This window comes from Nocardia sp. NPDC004415, from assembly GCF_053602435.1.
On sequence record NZ_JBSGDP010000011.1, the window covers coordinates 1 to 18,746 of the forward strand.

18 protein-coding genes are annotated in these 18,746 nt (G+C 71.3%); 14 read left to right on the forward strand and 4 right to left on the reverse strand.

All coding sequences use genetic code 11. The annotated features are described in order from the left end of the window. The coding region (locus ACWEMY_RS07630; RefSeq protein WP_452389411.1) for a tetratricopeptide repeat protein at positions 1-719 on the reverse strand (719 nt) is incomplete at its 3' end. Continuing rightward, on the reverse strand, positions 716-1,957 hold the full coding sequence (locus ACWEMY_RS07635; RefSeq protein ID WP_452389314.1) for an ATP-binding protein: 1,242 nt from the start codon (positions 1,955-1,957) through the stop codon (positions 716-718). The genes ACWEMY_RS07630 and ACWEMY_RS07635, both read right to left, overlap by 4 nt. Positions 1,958-2,623: 666 nt before the next feature. Here ACWEMY_RS07635 and ACWEMY_RS07640 point away from each other — a divergent pair. The 14 genes from ACWEMY_RS07640 (at position 2,624) to ACWEMY_RS07705 (ending at position 16,773) form a co-directional block, all read left to right on the forward strand. After that, positions 2,624-3,193 carry a C40 family peptidase gene (locus ACWEMY_RS07640; RefSeq protein WP_452389315.1) on the forward strand — a complete coding sequence of 190 codons (570 nt, stop codon included), beginning with the start codon at positions 2,624-2,626 and terminating at the stop codon, positions 3,191-3,193. A gap of 179 nt (positions 3,194-3,372) precedes the next feature. Further along, the gene (locus ACWEMY_RS07645) at positions 3,373-4,437 is read left to right on the forward strand and encodes an NlpC/P60 family protein (RefSeq protein WP_375937651.1); all 1,065 of its coding nucleotides are present in this window, start codon (positions 3,373-3,375) and stop codon (positions 4,435-4,437) included. A gap of 7 nt (positions 4,438-4,444) precedes the next feature. Continuing rightward, complete coding sequence (locus ACWEMY_RS07650) at positions 4,445-5,458, forward strand: peptidase MA family metallohydrolase (protein ID WP_452389316.1); 1,014 nt, start codon at positions 4,445-4,447, stop codon at positions 5,456-5,458. A gap of 48 nt (positions 5,459-5,506) precedes the next feature. Next, complete coding sequence (locus ACWEMY_RS07655) at positions 5,507-6,634, forward strand: glycosyltransferase family 4 protein (protein WP_375937645.1); 1,128 nt, start codon at positions 5,507-5,509, stop codon at positions 6,632-6,634. Between the two features lie 43 nt (positions 6,635-6,677). Further along, positions 6,678-7,067, forward strand: coding sequence for a polyketide cyclase / dehydrase and lipid transport (locus ACWEMY_RS07660; protein WP_452389317.1), 390 nt, complete (start codon positions 6,678-6,680; stop codon positions 7,065-7,067). Positions 7,068-7,094: 27 nt separating this feature from the next. Then, positions 7,095-7,532, forward strand: coding sequence for an SRPBCC family protein (locus ACWEMY_RS07665; RefSeq protein ID WP_375937638.1), 438 nt, complete (start codon positions 7,095-7,097; stop codon positions 7,530-7,532). 26 nt (positions 7,533-7,558) lie between these two features. Beyond that, positions 7,559-8,809: an ArsA family ATPase gene (locus tag ACWEMY_RS07670; protein WP_452389412.1), complete on the forward strand. Its 1,251-nt coding sequence runs from the start codon at positions 7,559-7,561 to the stop codon at positions 8,807-8,809. Continuing rightward, positions 8,799-9,668, forward strand: coding sequence for a hypothetical protein (locus ACWEMY_RS07675; protein ID WP_452389318.1), 870 nt, complete (start codon positions 8,799-8,801; stop codon positions 9,666-9,668). Before ACWEMY_RS07670 ends, ACWEMY_RS07675 begins: the two co-directional genes overlap by 11 nt. After that, entirely contained in the window at positions 9,665-10,660 is a 996-nt protein-coding gene (locus ACWEMY_RS07680; RefSeq protein WP_452389319.1) for an ROK family protein, read from the forward strand. The genes ACWEMY_RS07675 and ACWEMY_RS07680 overlap by 4 nt, the downstream gene beginning before the upstream one ends. A gap of 117 nt (positions 10,661-10,777) precedes the next feature. After that, entirely contained in the window at positions 10,778-11,506 is a 729-nt protein-coding gene (locus ACWEMY_RS07685) for a lysophospholipid acyltransferase family protein (protein ID WP_452389320.1), read from the forward strand. Positions 11,507-11,544: 38 nt separating this feature from the next. Beyond that, complete coding sequence (locus ACWEMY_RS07690) at positions 11,545-12,318, forward strand: sporulation protein (RefSeq protein ID WP_452389321.1); 774 nt, start codon at positions 11,545-11,547, stop codon at positions 12,316-12,318. A gap of 120 nt (positions 12,319-12,438) precedes the next feature. After that, complete coding sequence (locus ACWEMY_RS07695; RefSeq protein WP_452389322.1) at positions 12,439-13,818, forward strand: AarF/UbiB family protein; 1,380 nt, start codon at positions 12,439-12,441, stop codon at positions 13,816-13,818. A 75-nt stretch (positions 13,819-13,893) separates the two neighbouring features. Then, positions 13,894-15,450 (forward strand): alkaline phosphatase D family protein, encoded by a 1,557-nt coding sequence (locus ACWEMY_RS07700; RefSeq protein ID WP_452389323.1) that lies wholly within the window; start codon positions 13,894-13,896, stop codon positions 15,448-15,450. Positions 15,451-15,501: 51 nt separating this feature from the next. Then, the gene (locus ACWEMY_RS07705; protein ID WP_452389324.1) at positions 15,502-16,773 is read left to right on the forward strand and encodes an FAD-binding oxidoreductase; all 1,272 of its coding nucleotides are present in this window, start codon (positions 15,502-15,504) and stop codon (positions 16,771-16,773) included. A gap of 222 nt (positions 16,774-16,995) precedes the next feature. On the opposite strand, the gene ACWEMY_RS07710 is transcribed toward ACWEMY_RS07705, so the two are convergent. Further along, positions 16,996-17,412: a cytochrome c oxidase subunit 4 gene (locus ACWEMY_RS07710; RefSeq protein WP_278265502.1), complete on the reverse strand. Its 417-nt coding sequence runs from the start codon at positions 17,410-17,412 to the stop codon at positions 16,996-16,998. 10 nt (positions 17,413-17,422) lie between these two features. Next, a complete protein-coding gene (gene ctaC / locus ACWEMY_RS07715; RefSeq protein WP_375937615.1) occupies positions 17,423-18,544 on the reverse strand; it encodes an aa3-type cytochrome oxidase subunit II in 1,122 nt (373 codons plus the stop codon). Positions 18,545-18,746: the final 202 nt, after the last annotated feature.

The following is an 18,746-nucleotide window of genomic DNA, read 5'->3' on the forward strand; positions in this document are numbered from 1 at the left end:
GGCGGCGGGATCCGCCCGAGCAGGTCGCGCGCCACCGGCCCCAGTGCCGGTTGCAGTTCCGCGGCGCGACGTACGCGCTGTTCGGCGGATTCCCAGCGCTCGCTCGCCATGTCGTGGCAGGCGAGCAGGTACAGCGCCTCGACATGCGCCGGGTCCAGGCGCAGGGCTTCGACGAACGAGTCGCGGGCCGCCAGACCCCACGGCGACAGCGCCCCCGCCTCCTGCCACAGCACCCGGCCCCGGACCACATGCAGCAGCCCGGGGTCGTCGGGGTCGAGTTCGAGCGCGGTGTCGATCGCGGCGAGCGCGGCGACGTCGTCGCGCGGCGCCAGCACCAGGGCGTGCAGGCGATGACATTCCGGCGACCACGGTTCCAGTTCGACACAGCGTTCGGCGGCGTCGCGGGCCGCGTCGAGGTGGGCGGTGCGGGCGGGCTCGTCCGCGCGCCACAGTTCCAGTTCCGCCAGCACGAGCAGTTTCCAGGCGAACACATTGTCCGGCCGCAGGCGCAGTGCCGTGCGCGCCGACCCGGCCGCCGCCGTGTCCTCCCCGGCGCGCACCCGCGCGTAGGCCAGGTACGCGTGGGCGTCGCTGTTGTCGGGGTCGGTGGCCAGCAGCGGAGCCAGCGCGTCCGCGGCGGCATCGTAGCGACCCAGATCGATCAGGACCGCGGCGCGGGCGAGCTGGTCCTCCCCCGGCGCCGCACCGGCGGGGTTCAGCGCCGCTTCCGGCTCTGCAGATACCGGGCGAGGTCGTCATAGCTGCCGTCCCCGTTGGCGAACTCCACCACATTCCGGGCGGATTCGAACCAGGCGCCGGTGCTAGGGCGCACCTGGGCCAGGGTCGTGGCCAGGTCGGTCATGCCGATCGGGCGCACCTGACCGGTCCGCACGGAGTCGGCCATGGCCAGCTGGGTGGCGGCGGTGCACACGTGGGCGAGGTCCGCGCCGGACAGGCCGTCGGTGCGGGCGGCCAGTGCCGACAGGTCGATGCCCGCCACCGGGCGGTCGCGCAGGTGGTAGTGCAGGATCGCCTGGCGCGCGGCGGTGTCGGGCAGGCCGACGAAGATCATCCGGTCGAACCGGCCGGGCCTGCGCAGGGCCACGTCGACGTCCCACGGGTGGTTGGTGGCGCCAAGGACGAAGATGCCCTCGTTGTCGCGGGTGGCCGAATCCAGTTCGGTGAGCAGCTGATTGACCACGGTGCGCATCGTCGAGGACGCCTGCATCTGGCTGCGCTTGTGGCCGAGGGCGTCGATCTCGTCGAGGAACAGCACGCACGGGGCGTTGCGGCGGGCCATCTCGAAGATGCTGTGCACATTGCGTTCACTGGCGCCGGTATAGATGTCGAGGATGTCGGTGATCTCGATCGGGTAGAAGTTGGCGCCCAGTTCACCCGCCACCGCCGAGGCGAGGAAGGTCTTGCCGCAGCCGGGCGGGCCGTAGAGCAGCAGGCCGCCGCGGGCCGAGGTGCCGAAGGCGGCGGCCAGTTCGGGATTGCGCAGCGGGCCGAACAGGGTGAGGTCGAGCTGACGCTTCACCTCGTCCATGCCGCCCACGTCGGCCAGGCGCAGGGTGGGGCGTTCGACGGTGGCCGCGTCCTCGTCGGTGACGAACTCGGTGGGGGTGCCGTCGACGAAGGCGGGGGCGATGATGTCGCCGACCTGGTCCTCGGCGGCGGCCCAGTCGAATCCGCTCGCCGGCGCCTGCGGGGTGGGCGGCACCGACACCACCGGCGTCGCGGGCGTGCCCGACAGGGCCGCGGTGCAGCGGGTCATCAGGGCCAGGACCTGCGTGTTCCCGGGCTCGGCGGCCAGCGCGATCCCGCAGTGCGCCAAGCCGTCCGCGTAGCGCTGCCGCTCGATGAGCAGCTCGATGACGCACACGCGCAGCGCGAGCACCCCCGGGCTGCGGTCGAGCATGGTGAGCATGTCGGCGAGTACCTGGTCCTCGGCCACCGTTTTCCCCCTTCGAACTGCGATCTTCCGGTCGTACCCTAACCGCCGCAACGTTTTCGCCGCCAGCGCTGATACGCCCACCCCGCCTCCGGCGACCAGGCAGTATGCGGGCGACGAAAGGCGGGGCGGCGGCATTTCGCGGTGAGGGTTTCGTTCCGATGCGAACAAAATGACCGCGCACATCATCGAATGCGACCGGGCTCACAGTTTGCCGATGATCACATCACCGGAGCCGAATCGATCGGGTAAGCGGGGTTACCACTCCGGGCATGCTGCACGGCGCGGCGCACCCAGCCTGTTGACACACCGCCAATCAGGTGTCATGCCCGTCATCGATCACCGGCGACCTGGTACTTCCACCCGCACCACCCCGCGATCGCCCGCCTACGAGCGCCGCCGACGCGCCGGGTTGCGGCCGGGAAACTCGCGAGAAATCCTCCGGCGTTATCTTTTCGTGATCGGTGTGACGCAGCTCGCAGGCATTCGGCGGCCATATCGGCGGAAACCCGATGCGGACGGTTGTCCGACTTTACAAACCACCGTGACGTCTTCGTAACCTTTTCGAGACCTCACGGAGTCCGCCGCATCGGAAACGACCGCAGCGCGATGAAGCCCGCCGAGTCATACGGACCCGGCGTCGTGGGGCAGATTGGAAGTACCCGCATCATGGCGACCAACACCGTCAAGCGTCAGGCGCAGCGAGCCGTTGCCGCCGGAGCCGTCGGCGCTGCCACCATCGGCGCGTTCCTCCTGCCGGCCGCTCCCGCGTCGGCGACGCCCGTGACCGTGCCCGGCATCGGCACCTTCGAGGTGCCCAACGAGATCCCGCTGCCGCAGGGTGTCCCCGGCATCGAGATCCCGGCCGCGCCGCAGACCTTCACCGCGCCGCGCGCCACCGCCGCCGACATCGCCCTCGACGCGGCGATGAGCAAGATCGGCTCCCCCTACGTCTACGGCGCCGCGGGCCCGAACGCCTTCGACTGCTCGGGTCTGGTCCAGTGGTCCTACGCGCAGGCCGGTGTCGACGTGCCGCGCACCAGCGACGCGCAGCTCGGCGCGGGCATCCCGGTCTCCTTCGACGACCTGCAGCCCGGCGACCTGGTCTCGTTCTACGGCGGCGGCCACTCGGGCCTGTACGCGGGTGACGGCAATGTCGTGCACGCCTCCACCTCGGGCACCCCGGTGCAGCTCGCGCCGATCTCGTCGATGCCGTTCGCGGGCGCGCGCCGCTTCTGATCGACCGGACACGGTGCGCTGTTCGCGGGGAAGGGCGCACCGTGACCCCTCCGTGGCCCTACTGGACACGGGTATACGCGGTTCCGTAACCTGATCGAGACCTTCGTGGCAGACGCGGCGATCGAGCTCGGGTAAAACGCGGCAGCGAGACACATCGACAGAACGGGGCACGGGGCACTGTGACGGCACACCACCGCGATTCACGCCTGGCGCGTGGTTTCGCCGCAGTACTTTCCGGCGCGATCGTGGTGTGCGCCGCCTACACCGCGGGCCCCTCGCTGGCCGACCCGGTGGCGCTGCCCGCCACCGCCACCGACGCGATCGCCCGCATGGTGGAGTTGTCGCGTCAGGCCGAGCAGCTCAACCAGGCCGCGCTCAACGCCCAGACCGATCTGGACGCCAAGCTCGCCGTCCAGCAGGCCGCCGACTCCCAGCTCGCCGCGGCCACCGCCGTCGCCGACGCCGCCAGGGCCGAGGTGCGCAAGTTCCAGCCGATGATCGATCGCACCGCGATCGCCACCTACACCGGCGCGCGCACCGACCGCATGTTCGCGGTGCTGTCGAGCAATTCACCCCAGCAGCTGCTGGACAAGATGTCGACGCTGGACGTGATCGCCCAGCAGACCGCCGACCAGGTGCGCGAATTCAAGAAGGCCGCCGACGCCGCGACCGGCGCGGAGACCGTCGCCCGCACCGCCGCCGACGCCGCCCACACCGCCACCCAGGCCGCCGAGGCCGTGCGCACCGATGTCGACCGCAAACTCCACGACCTGAGCACCGCCACCACCGAGGTCGTGCAGGCGTGGGGCGCGCTGTCCACCCGCGACAAGTCCACCCTGGCCGGTTCGCCGTTCCCGCCCGGTTTCGATCGCGACTCGCTGCTGGCGGGCCTGGTCCCCGGCAGCGGCACCAGCGCGCTGGCCGCCGCGCTCACCCGCATCGGCGATCCCTATGTCTGGGGCGCCACCGGACCCGACCAGTTCGACTGCTCCGGCCTGGTGCAGTGGGCCTTCAAGCAGGTCGGCAAGGACGTGCCGCGCACCAGTTCCCAGCAGGCGAACTTCGGCACCCCGGTGGACCGCGACGACCTGCAGCCCGGCGACGTGGTGCTGTTCTATTCCGACATCTCCCACGTCGGGATCTACGCGGGCAACGGAATGATGGTGCACGCCTCCACCTTCGGTGTGCCGGTCGCCGTGGCCCCGATCGACACCACCCCGTACCACTCGGCCCGGCGATACTGAGCCGCCGGTGACCGAACCGTCCCGCCGCCCGTCCGGCCTGCGCTCCTGGTTCTCGGCCAACGGCCGCCTCGAGTTCTGCCTGACCCTCGCCTCGATCACCCTGCTGACCGGTGCCTGCGTGGCCCTGGTGCTGGTGCCCCGCAACGCCGGTCCGCTACAGCTGGCCACCGACGAGGCCGAGGTTCTCGACACCACCGAGGGCATCGACGACCCCCGGCTGACCCCGGTCCGCCGCGATCTGCAGCCCTTCGGCCCGATCCTGGTGCGCCGCGTCGCCGTCGAGGGCTCCCCCGACGCGCTGCTGGTCGCCCACGACGGGCACCGCGCCGACCTGGCCACCCTCGAACAGGACCTCGCCCCGGCGATCGACGCCGTGAGCAGCGTGTGGGGCACCGACTGGAACCGCGCGCCGGTCATCGTGGTGGCGGGCACCCCGGCCGAGTTCACCGCGCTGACCCGATCGGCGGGCACCCCCGCGGCCGCCGACGTGGCCGCGGTCTCGCTGACCGGCTCCTACCCGCCGGGCAGCAGGCCCACCGATCAGCGCATCGTGTTCAACCCGGACGCGCGCCGCCGCGTCGGCGACGAGGGCCTGGCGACACTGCTGCGCCACGAACTCACCCACGTCGCGACCAGGGCCGCCACCGGCGACGGGGCCCCGCAGTGGCTGCTGGAGGGCTACGCCGAGTACGTCGCCCAGCGCGACCGAGGCGCGACCTTCTCCCAGATCGCGCCCACCCTGACCACCCGGCTGCGCGCGAACACCCTGCCCACCGACCTGCTCGCCGACGCCGCGTTCACCGGCACCGACGCCGCCTACGCCTACGAAGCCGCCTGGAGCACCTGCGCCTTCCTCGCCGACCGCTTCGGTGCCGACCGCCTCACCACCCTGTACCAGCGCCTGGCCGGTGGCCCGCAATCCGCCGCCGCGCAGGACGCCGCCTTCACCGCCGTGCTCGGCATCTCGCGCGCCGAGCTGCTCGACGGCTGGCGCGCGTGGTTACGCGCCCGCGCCGTCTGACCCCTGCGCGAGTCACACCGTGACACTCACCCACTAGGTTGTTCACTTATGGCCCGAACGCTGCTGGTTACCAACGATTTCCCGCCTAGGCCGGGCGGAATCCAGTCGTATCTGCAGGCGCTGACGAACCAGCTGCCCCCCGAGGACCTGGTGGTCTACGCCCCGCGCTGGCGCGGCGACAGCCACGAGAAGTTCGACGCCGCCCAGAAGTTCCGGGTGGTGCGCCACCCGACGACGCTCATGCTGCCCACCCCGGCGGTCGTGCGGCGGGCGAGCGCGCTGCTGCGCGAGCACGAGTGCGACACCGTCTGGTTCGGCGCCGCCGCCCCGCTGGCGGTGATGTCGCCGATGCTGCGCCGCGCGGGCGCCGAGCGCATCCTGGCCAGCACCCACGGGCACGAGGTCGGCTGGTCGATGCTGCCGGGCGCGCGTCAGGTCCTGCGCTCGATCGGCGAGAACACCGACGTGGTGACCTACGTCAGCAAGTACACCCGCGGCCGCTTCGCCTCGGCGTTCGGCCCGCGCGCCGCCCTCGAATACCTGCCGCCCGGCGTCGATCCCGCCGAGTTCCGCCCCGACCCGGCCGCGCGCGCCGAGCTGCGCGCCCGCTACGGCCTGGGCGAGCGCCCGACCGTGCTGTGCCTGTCGCGGCTGGTCCCGCGCAAGGGCCAGGACATGCTGATCGTGGCGATGACCGAGATCCGCAAGCGCGTCGACGGCGCGGTGCTGGTGATCGCGGGCGGCGGCCCGTACGAGGAGCGGCTGCGGGGCCTGGCCGAGGCCCTCGGCGTCGGCGACAGCGTCGTGTTCACCGGCCGGGTGCCCTCCGGCGAGCTGGCCGCCCACCACACCATCGCCGACGTGTTCGCCATGCCGTGCCGCACCCGCGGCGCCGGGCTGGACGTGGAGGGTCTGGGCATCGTCTTCCTGGAGGCCTCGGCGACCGGCGTCCCGGTGGTGGCGGGCGATTCCGGCGGCGCCCCGGAAACCGTGCGCGAAGGCGAGACCGGAACGGTCGTGCCGGGCCGTTCGGTGCAGCGGATCGCCGACGCGCTGGTCGAGCTGCTCACCGACCGTGACCGGGCCGCCGCGATGGGTGCCGCGGGCCGCGACTGGGTGCAGCGCAACTGGCACTGGGACCGTCAGGGCGCCCGCCTGCGGGAGCTGCTGCGGTGACACCCCGGCCTGCGCCGGTGTGGCGTCCACTACGCTCAGCGAGGTGAGCAGTATCCAGGTCGCAGATCAGACCTTCCTCGCCGCGCCGCCCGCCGACATCGCCGCCGTGCTCGCCGCCGCGAACAACTGGCGCCGCTGGTGGCCCGACCTGCGCCTCGACGTGCGCGAGGACCGGGGCGACAAAGGCATCCGCTGGACGGTGGCCGGCCCGCTGACCGGCACCATGGAGGTGTGGCTGGAAGCCGTCCCCGAGGGCGCGATCCTGCACTACTTCCTGCACGCCGAGCCCGCCGAGCCGCTGGCCCCGCGGGCGCTGGCCGCCGCCAACCGGGCCCGCCGGGTCGCGGGCAAGGACATGTCGTTCGAACTGAAGGCCCGGCTCGAGGCAGGCCGTCCAGCGGGTGTCGCGCCCGCGCACGCCACGGCGTCCTGAATCGCACGAAAGGAACTGCGTTCTGTCATGGCCGACCGGACCCAGCGCTCGATCGTCATCGAAGCACCGTCCCAGCAGGTGATGGCCGTCATCGCCGATCTGGAGTCCTACCCGGAGTGGGTGGCCGCCGCACAGTCGGTGGAGGTGCTCGACCGGGATGCCGCGGGCCGGGCGGTGACCGCCCGGTTCGTGCTGGACGCGGGCGTCGTCAAGGACACCTACGTGCTCAGCTACACCTGGCGCCCGGACGGCCGCGCGGTGAGCTGGCGGCTGCTCGAGGGTGACCTGCAGAAGGCCCAGGACGGCAGCTACGAACTGCGCGAGCGGCCCGACGGCGGCACCGAGGTCGTCTACGAACTCACCGTCGACCTGAACATCCCGATGATCGGCATGTTCAAACGCAAAGCCGAGAAGGTCATCACCGACACGGCCCTGAAGGAACTGAAGAAGCGAGTCGAGGGCTGAGCGCCCCGGGCGGTACCCGCGTCGAACTGTTCGTCGGCAAGGGCGGCGTCGGCAAGACGACCCTGGCCTGCGCGAGCGGGATGAGTTACGCGCGCGCCGGGCAGCGGGTGCTGATCGCCTCGCTGGACCAGGCCCATTCGCTCGGTGACGCGCTCGGTTTCCGGTTCCCGCACGACCCGGGCACGGTGGCGGGCGTGGCCAGGGTGGCGCCGGGCCTCGAGGTCATCGAGATCGATTCCCTCGCACTGCTCGAGGACCGCTTCCGCGAGGTGGTGCGAATGCTCGAGCAGGGCGGACAGCACGATCACGGCATCGACCTGGCCGCGCTGGACCCGGCCGAGCTCACCGGGCTGCCGGGCGTGCAGGAACTGCTCATGCTGGTCGAGATCGCCCAGTTCACCGAGGAGGACGACTGGGACGTCGTCGTCGTGGACTGTCCGCCCTCGGCCGACATGCTGCGCATCGTCACCGCCCCCGACACCCTGCTCAACTATCTGGAACGGATCTGGCCCAGGCACGCGCGCACCATGAGCGCCATCGGCCCCGACCTGCGCAAGGCGGTGCTGGCGGCGACGGTGGAACGGATCGTCAAGGCGGTCACCCAGGTCCGCGATCTGCTCGCCGACCGCAAACGCACCACCGCCCGGCTGGTCACCGGCCCCGAGCAGGTCGCCGTCGCCGAGTCGCGCCGGGTGCGCTCGGCGGCCGCGCTGCTGGGCCTGCGCCTGGACGCGGTGGTGGTCAACAAGGTGCTGCCCGCGGTGCCCCCACCCGGCGAACACGCCCATCCGGCGGTGCACTGGTATCTCAATCGCCGCGCCGAACAGCTCGAGGTGGTGGCGCGGCTGCACGAGCAGCTCACCGACGTGCCCATCCTGATCGCCCCGCACGCGGGCACCGAACCCGTAGGCACCCACGCGCTCTCGGCGTTCTCCTACGAGGTCGACACGCTGCCCGGCCCGCACGCTCGAAGCGCGGATTCGGGCGAACCGATGGTTCGATGGGAGTCAGGCTCCGGGGTCGACTCCGTGTACGCGATGCGGATGCGGCTGCCGGTGGTCGATCCCGGCACCTTGCGGCTGGGCCGAGTGGAGGACGATCTGATCGTGGGAGCCGACGGGGTGCGCACCCGAGTACGCCTGGCACCGGTGCTGCAGCGCTGCACGGTGGCGGGCGCCGAGCTCGACGACGGTCATCTGGTGGTCCGCTTCCGGCCCGATCCGCGGGTGTGGCCCGCCGATCCGAACTACACGAAGGCGACCGCAGATGACCAGTGACAGGCAATCCGATCGCCGCGGCCACCACCCGGACGGTTTCGCGGAGTTCACCGAGGAGCTGCGGCTGCTCGCCGAGGTCCTGCTGGCCCGGGTCGAGCCGGTGCTGCGCCGCACCGCCGCCGACGGCCAGGCCGACCTGGGTGGCTGTGCCTGGTGCCCGGTCTGCGCGGCCGCGGCCCTGGTCCGCGGCGACCACCACGACGTCGTCGCCGCCCTGGCCGACCACGGCACCGCCATGGTGACCGTCCTGCGCGAGGCCCTCGCCGGCGTCCCCGTCGACCCGCTGCTCCCCCCGGAATGGATGGAGCACGCCGCGGGCCACCCGCATCCGGGCAGCCCTCCCGCCGGAAACGACCCCGCCGCCCCCGCCTCACGCCCCACGGCACCGCGCGCACACGCCACCACCGCGGCCGGGCCGGGCTCGCCCGCCCCCACCACCGCATCCGGACCGAGCGCACACGCCACGAGTGCATCCGGACCGAGCGCACACGCCACCACCGCCGCGTCCGGACCGAGCGCACACGCCACCACCGCATCCGGACCGAGCGCGCGCGCCGAGGCAGCCGCCTCGGCGGAGCACGATGACCGCGCCGGCGCCGCGCAGACCGAGCGATCCCGGCCCCGCTGGGGCGCCCGCAAGGACCCCCAGACCCCGCGCCCACGCCGCGTCGACGAGTACCCCGCAACGCGTGGGCAGGGCGCGCCGACCCGCACGCCGATCTCCCCCGACTCCGGCCCGATCCCGGCCGCCGCGCCGACCGCCGACCCCGGGACCCCGCGCGGCACCGGCGACCGCCGCAAGCCCACCCGCGACTCCCGCGCGCGATACGTCGACATCCCGGTGACGATCCGGGGATGACCGGGCGGATCGACCCCCAACACCTGCTCACCGTCGGAATCGACGTGGGCGGCACCAACATCCGCGCCTCGGTGGTCGACGCCGAGGGCGAGGTGCTCGACACCGTGCAGGCGCCCACCCCGCACGCCGCGCGCGCCCTCGAGGACGCCATCGACCGCGCGGTGCGCGAGCTGGCCCGCAGGCATCCGGTCGCCGCGGTCGGGCTGGCCGTGGCCGGGTTCATCTCCGAGGACCGCTCCACGGTCCGCTTCGCCCCGCACCTGCCCTGGCAGGACGCGCCGGTCGCCCAGCGGCTCACCGCGCGCCTGGGCCTGCCGGTGCTGCTCGAGCACGACGCGAACGCCGCGGGCTGGGCCGAGTACCGCTTCGGCGCCGCGGCGGGCGGGCACACGGTGGTGCTCGTCGCGATCGGCACCGGCATCGGCGCTGCCCTGCTCATCGACGGGCAGCTCTACCGCGGCAGCCACGGTGTCGCCCCCGAGCTGGGTCACCTGCAGGTCGTGCCCGAGGGCCGGGCCTGCCCGTGCGGCAAACGCGGCTGCTGGGAGCGCTACTGCAGCGGAACCGCCCTGGCCGACACCGCCATCGAACTGCTGGCCACCGACCCGGTGCGTTCGGTGCTGGCCCGCGACGTCGCGCGCGACCCCGGCTCGCTCACCGGCCGCCGGGTGGCCGGTGCCGCCCAGGACGGCGACCCGCTGGCGACCCGGGTGATGGCCGATTTCGCGCGCTGGCTCGGCCTGGGCCTCGCCTTCGTCAGCGACATCTTCGATCCGGACCTGGTGGTCATCGCCGGTGGCGTGAGCAGTTCGGCGCCGCTGTTCCTCGACGAGGCCCGCGAGCACTACGCGAGCTCGGTCACCGGCGCCGGGCACCGGCCGCTGGCCCGGCTGCGCACCACCCAGCTCGGCGAGGCCGCGGGCATGATCGGCGCCGCCGAATTGGCCAGGGCCACCCTCGGCGCGCCGGTGGCGGGAACCGGCGGGAGATGAGGGTCACATCCATGTGTGACGGCTACCGTCCTGGGTTGGTTGTGACCTTCGACCAGCGGTAAAGTCGATTCCCGACGAGGCTGCACACCCATATCCGGTCCCCGAGGAAAGGACGCCATGTTCTACTGGCTGCTCAAATTCATCTTCCCGGGACCGTTCATGCACCTCTACAACCGGCCCGTGGTGGAGGGCGTCGAGAACATTCCGGCCGACGGTCCGGCGATCATGGCGGGCAACCACCTCTCCTTCGCCGACTGGCTGTTCGCGCCGCTGCTGAGCCCGCGCCGGATCAACTACCTCGCCAAGGCGGAGTACTTCAACACCCCCGGTGTGAAGGGCCGCCTGCAGAAGTTCTTCTTCAGCGGCACCGGCCAGTTCCCGATCGACCGCAGCGGCGCCTCGGCCGCCGAGGACGCGCTCAACGCGGCCCGCAAGCTGCTCGACGAAGGCCGCCTGGTCGGCCTGTACCCGGAGGGCACCCGCTCCCCCGACGGCCGCCTCTACAAGGGCAAGACCGGCATGGCGCGCCTGGCCCTGGAGACCGGTGTCCCGGTCATCCCGGTGGCCGTCATCGGCACCGACGAGGTGAGCCCGCCCGGACCGTTCAAGTGGCGCCGCAAGCGCGTCACCCTGAAGTTCGGTGCGCCGCTGGATTTCTCGCGCTACGAGGGGATGAGCGGCAACCGCTTCGTCGAGCGCGCCGTCACCGACGAGGTGATGTACGAGCTGATGCGCCTGACCGGCCAGGAGTACGTCGACGTATACGCGCACAGCCTCAAGAAGGGCGTCGCCCCGACCGATCGTCAGCTCGACGCCACCCGCATCCCCGATACCGCCGCGGGCTGACAAGCGAACCTTAAGCGTCATCGGCCAGACTGCCGGACATGTTCAAGCAATTGCTGGCCGCGGCCGGTGTCGGTGGTGCCGAGGTCGATACCGAATTGTTCACTCCCGGTGTGCAACCCGGGGGTCGGGTCGAAGGGGTGATCCGGCTGCGCGGCGGCCGGCTCGACCAGTCCATCGCGCAGGTGTCGGTCGAGTTCAGCACCCGGGTGGAACGTGAGTACGGCGACGGTGAGGAACACGTCACCGACCACGGGTTCGGCCGCACCCCCGTCGCGGGCGCGTTCACCCTGGGGGCCGGGCAGGTCACCGAATTCCGTTTCGCCGCACCGGTTCCGCTGGAAACCCCGATCACCTTCTTCGACGGCAGGCATCTGCCCGGTGCCGCGGTGGCGCTGCGGACCGCGGTCGACATCCACGGTGCCGTCGACAGCACCGATACCGATCCGATCGGGATCGGCGCCCTGCCCGCCCAGCACGTCGTCCTGGACGCTGTGCGGCGCATGGGTTTTCCGCTGCTGCGCACCGACGTGGAAGCGGGCGGCATCCGTGGCCTGCCGCAGCGGCTGCCGTTCTACCAGGAGATCGAGTTCGGCCGCTCCCCGCACTTCCCCCGGGTGAACCAGCTCGAGGTCACCTTCGTGGCCGCCGAGCACGGGGTGCACGTGGTGCTGGAGGCCGATATCGAGGGCGGCTGGTTCCGGGAGGACCGCGACGGCATCGGCATGTTCCTGGTGGAGCACGCGCGGGCGGGTCAGCAGGACTGGACCGCCGAGATCCACCGCACGCTGCACGGAATCGGCGCCCTGGGCTGATTCCGCGCCGCCGGGCCACGACAGGCCGCCCACCCGGTTGGTAGCCTGCTCTGGGCACGACGCCGACGGGTGGGCAGCCACCACACCGGTGGCCGGCGTCGGCGCGACAGTGAGGTGGAGATGATCGGCCGCGATCCCGAGGGCCGGGTGATGCCGTTCGTCCGGCCGGCACCCCCGCGACGCACCGGCAATCCACCCACCGGCCAGGTCGCGCGCAGCGCCCGGCTGGCGGCGGTCCCGGTCGCCTACGCGGGCCGCCGGATCGCGGGGTTCGGCAAGAAGGTGGCAGGCAGGCCGCCCGCCGACGTCGACCGCGACATCCGAACCCGCACCGCCGAGCACCTGTTCCAGGTGCTCGGCGAGCTCAAAGGCTGCGTGGCCAAACTCGGTCAGCTGCTCGGGCTGCTCGAACTCGGGCTCGGCCCCGATCTGGCCGAACCGTACCGCCTGGCCCTGGCCCGCCTGCACGATTCGGCCCCGGCCATGCTGCCCGGCGCCGTGCACACCGAACTGGCCACCCACCTCGGTCCCGACTGGCGGTCGCTGTTCCTGGAATTCGAGGACCGCGCCTCGGCGGCGGCCTCGGTGGGCCAGGTGCACCGGGCGCGCTGGCACGACGGCACCCCGGTCGCGGTGAAGGTGATGTACCCGGGCGCGCGCCGCGCGGTGCTGGCCGACCTGCAGGCCCTGCGCCGGGCAACCCCGCTGTTCACCGCGCTGCTGCCCGGCGCCGACACCCGCCCGGTGATCGAGGCGCTGTGCGAGGAGATCCGCGCCGAACTCGACTACGCCCGCGAGGCCGCCAACCAGCGCGCGTTCGCCGCCGCCTTCGCCGACGACCCGGACGTGGTGCTGAGCCGGGTGATCGCCCAGCGCGGCGACGTGCTGGTCACCGAGTGGCTCGACGGTGTGCCGCTGTCGCGGCTGATCCTGCGCGGGGAGGCCGCCGAACTCGACCGCCTCGGCGTGCTGATCCTGCGTTTCCTGTTCTCCGCCCCCGCCCGCGCCGCCCACGTCTACGGCGATCCGCATCCGGGCAATTTCCTGCGCATGCCCGACGGCAGGCTCGGCGTGGTCGACTTCGGCGCGTGCATGCCGTGGCCCGCCGCCTTCCTCGACGTCGCCGGTGACGTGGGCGCCGCCGTCATCGCCGACTCCCCCGCCGATCTCGAGGCCGCCATCCGCCGACACGGTTTCGTCGCCCCCGGCCGCGAACTCGACATCGAGACCGTGGCCGCCCGCCTGCAACCGGTCCGCGATGCCCTGCTGGCCCCCACCTACCCGCTCTCCGCCGACTGGCTGCGCAAACAGGTCCGCCTGGCCACCGATCTGCGGCTGTCGAACGTGCTGCGCCAGCTGACCATGCCACCGGACCACACACCGATCCTGCGTTCGTTCCTCGGCGGGGTCGCGGTGCTGTGCCAGTTGCAGACCGCGGTGCCGCTGCGCGCGGAGTGCACCCGCTGGTATCCCGAGACCGCGGCGGCCGTGGGACTCTGAGCTGTCCCACAGCGTTCACCCGGTGTTGCCACGGCGACGACCCGATGTTGTCTCCCGCGCTGCACGGTGTCAGGCATGTCAGGTTCGGTTTTCCCCGTGTCCCGGCGCACCGTGCTGCGCGCCGCCGCCCTCGGTCTGGTGACCGCGCCCGCCCTCGCGGCCTGTGGTCGTGACGGCGGCCCGGCGCTCGTGCGCGAGCGTCCCACCCTCACCCACGGCATCGCCACCGGCGACCCGCGCAGCGACGGCGCCCTGATCTGGGCGCGATCCGACCGCCCCGCGACGATGATCGTGGAGACCTCGGCCACCGAATCCTTCGCCGAGGTCCGCCGGTTCACCGGCCCGGTGCTCACCCCCGGCTCCGACGGCACCGGCCGGTTCCGGCTCGACGGCCTGCCGTCCGGTCAGCTCGTGCACTACCGCGTCCGCCTCGAGGGCGAGAACGGCGCCGCCTCCGAACCCCTCACCGGTGTCTTCCGCACCGCCCCGACGACCGCCTCCGACATCACCCTGCTGTGGTCCGGTGACGTGGCGGGCCAGGGCTTCGGTATCAACCCCGACCTCGGCGGCATGAAGGTCTTCGCCACCATGGCCGAGCGCGACCCGCACCTGTTCCTGCACTCCGGCGACGGCATCTACGCCGACAACGCCCTGGCCGAATCCGTGACGCTGCCCGACGGCCGCGTCTGGCGCAATGTCACCGCCGAGGCGAAGAACGCCCCCGCCGAGACCCTCGACCAGTTCCGCGGCAACTACGCCTACAACCTCACCGACGACAACTACCGCCGCTTCAACGCCGCCGTCGCCCAGGTGGTGCAGTGGGACGACCACGAGACCACCAACAACTGGTCACCGGGCGGTACGGTCTCCGCGAGCAAGAACTACACCGAGCGCAATATGGACATCCTCGCCGCCCGCTCCTGGCAGGCCTTCCACGAGTGGATGCCGCTCGCGCCCGCCGAGGCCGTCGACGGGCGCCTCTACCGCAAGATCTCCTACGGCCCGCTGCTGGACGTGTTCGTCCTGGACATGCGCGCCTACAAGGACCTCAACGGACCCAACACCGGCCCCGCGGGCCAGATCTTCGGCCCCGCCCAGACCCGCTGGCTCATCGAGGGCCTGCGCGATTCGACGGCCACCTGGAAGATCGTCGCCGCCGATCTGCCGCTGGGTTTGGCCGTCCCCGACGGCGAAACCGCCTGGGAGGGCCCCGCCAACGGCACACCGGGTGCGCCCTCGGGGCGGGAAACCGAAGTGGCGCAGGTGCTCTCGGCGATCAAGGCGAACAAGGTCACCGGTGTCGTCTGGCTCACGGCCGACGTGCACTACACCGCCGCGCACCACTACTCCCCGGCGCGGGCGGCCTTCACCGATTTCGACGAGTTCTGGGAGTTCGTCTCGGGTCCGCTCAACGCCGGCGCCTTCGGCCCCAACGAGCTCGATCCCACCTTCGGGCCCGAAGCCGTCTTCGTGCACGCGCCGCCCACGCCCAACACCTCCCCGCTCGATCCCGGGTACCAGCATTTCGGCGAGGTCCGCATCGACGGCCGCTCCCGCGCGCTCACGGTGAATCTGTGTGACTCGACCGGAAAAGTCCTGTTCAGCAAGGAACTCACGCCCGCGGCGAAATAGCTGCGAAGTACCCTGGGCGAGAATCGCCCGGCTGTGGTTAGCTATGCGGTCATGGGCACGCCGCACACCGTCATCTCCGAAGAGTATCTCCCCACCGACACCGCGGATGTCGTTCGCACTGTACGCGATTCGCGTGATCGTTCGGAACGGTTGACGGTGCGTGGCGGCGAACAGACCGAAGAGTCCTACGGGCTGGCCGACCAGCGCGGGGTGCTCTCGCTGCGCAAGATGAACTCGGTGCTCGACATCAACCTCGGCAGGCGCACCGTGCGGGTCCAAGCGGGCGCGAAGCTCTCCGAGATCGACCGCAGGCTCGGCGCGCACGGCCTCGGCCTGCCGGTGGTGGGCGATCACCGCGACATCACCGCGGGCGGTTTCGCCTCGGTCGGCGGTGTCAGCACCGCCTCGCACCGCTACGGCATGTTCATCGACCAGATCGTCGACCTCGAGTACGTCGACCCCGACGGCCGGATCGGCACCTGTGGGCGCGGTCATCACACCGAGCGGTTCCAGCGCATCCTCGGCGCGGGCGGGCGCGCGGGCATCATCACCGCGCTCACCCTGGACGTGGTCGAGGTCGACAAGGACCACACCTGGCTGACCACCGACGCCGACCGCTTCCTGGACTTCGACTCCTTCGTCGAGCACGCCACCACCGAGATCACCAATCCCGGCAGCGCGGCGCTGCAGGTGGGCCGCTGGGTCGACACCGCCGCGATCAAGGTGGCCCGGCCGGTCGGCGCGGGCCAGGTGAACCTCGGCGCGGTCCGTTTCGGCCAGTGGTCGAGCCTCTACCCCACCGCCCCCACCCGCGGCCTGCGGGCCCGGCGCGAGGTCGGTACCCGCACCCGCAAGTCGCTGGGCGCCATCGCCTCGGCCGCCGGCGGGCGCGCGGGCATGCCGGTGCGCAACGCGGCCGCGGGCGCGCTGATGTTCGCGCCGAAGGTGCTCACCATGCGCGACGCCGAATACCTCGCCGACACGGTCATCAACTCCTCCGAGCGCGGCCCCGCCTACCGCGTCGGCGTGTTCGCCCCGCTGGCCAACTACGGCTCGGTCTTCTACGGCCTGCACGACCTGTTCGCCGGCCACCGCGAGCGCACCGGCTGCTTCACCGTCATCTCCGCGATGACCTACGGCGTCCGCTCGGCCTACCTGCGCGCCGAAGCCGCCGCCCGCGGCCTGTCCCCCGCCGACTACGGCCTGATCACCTTCACCTGCCGCCTGCGCCCCTCCGCCCTGCCCTCCGAGCAACTGCGCGAGATCGTCACCCGCATCGACGACATCTGCCGCTCGGAACAAGCCCTGCGCTACAGCGTTTAGAAGGCGACAACGCGAAAGGCTCCACCGGAATCCGGTGGAGCCTTTCGCCTTACATCCTCAAATCTCCCCGTGGGAGCCGACCCCGAGGAGGCCTCGCGAGCGCAGCGAGCGTCGCGGCCGCCTCGCTCCCGAGAGGCGAGACGTACCGGCGAAGCCGAAGTATCGCCTCTCGGGAGCGAGGCCCAAGGGGCCGCGACTCGAGCGCGCCAGCGCTCCAAGAACTCAGTGCTTTTCTGCACCCAGGTAGTACTCGAAGACAAGGCCGGCTGCCGCGGCGAGCACGAGCACCACGCCGAGGCCGATCAGCCAGAACTGGAAGAACGCCAGGCCCAGCGCGGTGACCGAACCGGCCGCCGCCAGGGTGATGGGCCAGAAGCTACCGGGCGAGAAGAAGCCCAGGTCACCGGCGCCGTCGACGATCTCGGCCTCCTCGTAGTCCTCGGGCCGCAGGTCGATGCGGCGCGCGACGAACCGGAAGTAGGTGCCGATGATCAGCGACAGACCGGCGGTCAGCACGATCGCGGTGGTACCGGCCCATTCGATGCCGGTGCGCGACTGCGCGGTGAAGAAGCCGTAGACGATGCCCACCAGGATGAAGAACGCCGTGAGCAGTTCGAAGATCCGCGCTTCGATCCTCATATCAGAATCCTCACTTGCTCTCGTTCACCGAAGCGCTCTTGAGATCGCGCTTGGTGTTGAAGGGGTACGTGGAGGTGGCCACCGGCGACTCGCCGATCGACTCGAGCGCCTCACCGTTGGTCTTGCCGTCCTGGCGCGCCTTCAGGTACTGGGCGAACTTCTCCGGCGAGACGGCCCTGACCTCGAAGTTCATCATCGAGTGGTAGGTACCGCACATCTCGGCGCACCGGCCGACGAAGGCACCTTCCTCCTCGATCTCCGAGATCTGGAAGACGTTGTCGGAGTGGTTCTCCTTCGGGTTCGGCATCACGTCGCGCTTGAACATGAACTCCGGCACCCAGAAGGCGTGGATCACGTCGGCGGCGGCGAGCTGGAACTCGATGCGCTTACCGGTGGGCAGCACCAGGACCGGGATCTCGGTGCTGGAACCGTAGGTCTCGACCTTGTCGTAGTGCAGGTACGAGAGGATGTCGTTCTCCGGCTTGCCGTGCACCGGGCCCGGCTGCGGGTGACCCTCGTCGTTCTTGCGCTCCTTGTACTGCTCGAGCTGCTCCTCGTTGAGGAGTTCCCGCTCGGTGTCGATGCCGTTCCAGGTCATCCCGCCGACGTTGTTCACGTTGCGGTAGCCGAACTTCCAGTTCCACTGGAACGCGGTCACGTCGACGGTGACATCCGGGTTGTCCGTCTTCTCGTGCACGTAGTTCTGCACGACGACGGTGAAGTAGAACAGCACCGCGATGATCACGAACGGGATCGCGGTGTAGGTCAGCTCCAGCGACACGTTGTAGCCCGTCTGGCGCGGGAACTCCGGGGAGTCCTTGCGCTTGCGGTGCACGATGATGGTCCAGAAGGTCAGACCCCAGACCAGCACGCCCATGGCGAGCGCGGCCAGGACCGACCAGGTCCACAGCTCCCGCATCCGGGTGGCCTGCGGCGTGATGCCCGAGGGCCAGCCGAACCGCAGCCAAACATTGTCGATCGAGCAGCCCGAGACGAGGACGGCAGTGATCCCCAAGGACACCGCCAGCCCGGCCCGTCGAAGGAGACGGCCCTGCCGACCCCGAACGGGTCGAGCCCCGATCTCTTCGCTCGCCTTGTGCGCCACGCTCACGCCTTCCTGGTCGCCACACATTCCGACACATCGCGTCGTCGCAGGCCGCGATTCGCCCGCGCCGACGCGTATTCAAAGCAGTTTCAGGCCGCCCTCGAGTATTGCCGCTGTGATGCCTGCACACCTGAGAAGGACCTGAGTACTACGCAGCGTAGACCAAAGCGGGCACTGTCTTGCCGCGGGGTCGCTTTCGACACTCCGCCGTGACCGCACCGATCGTCGC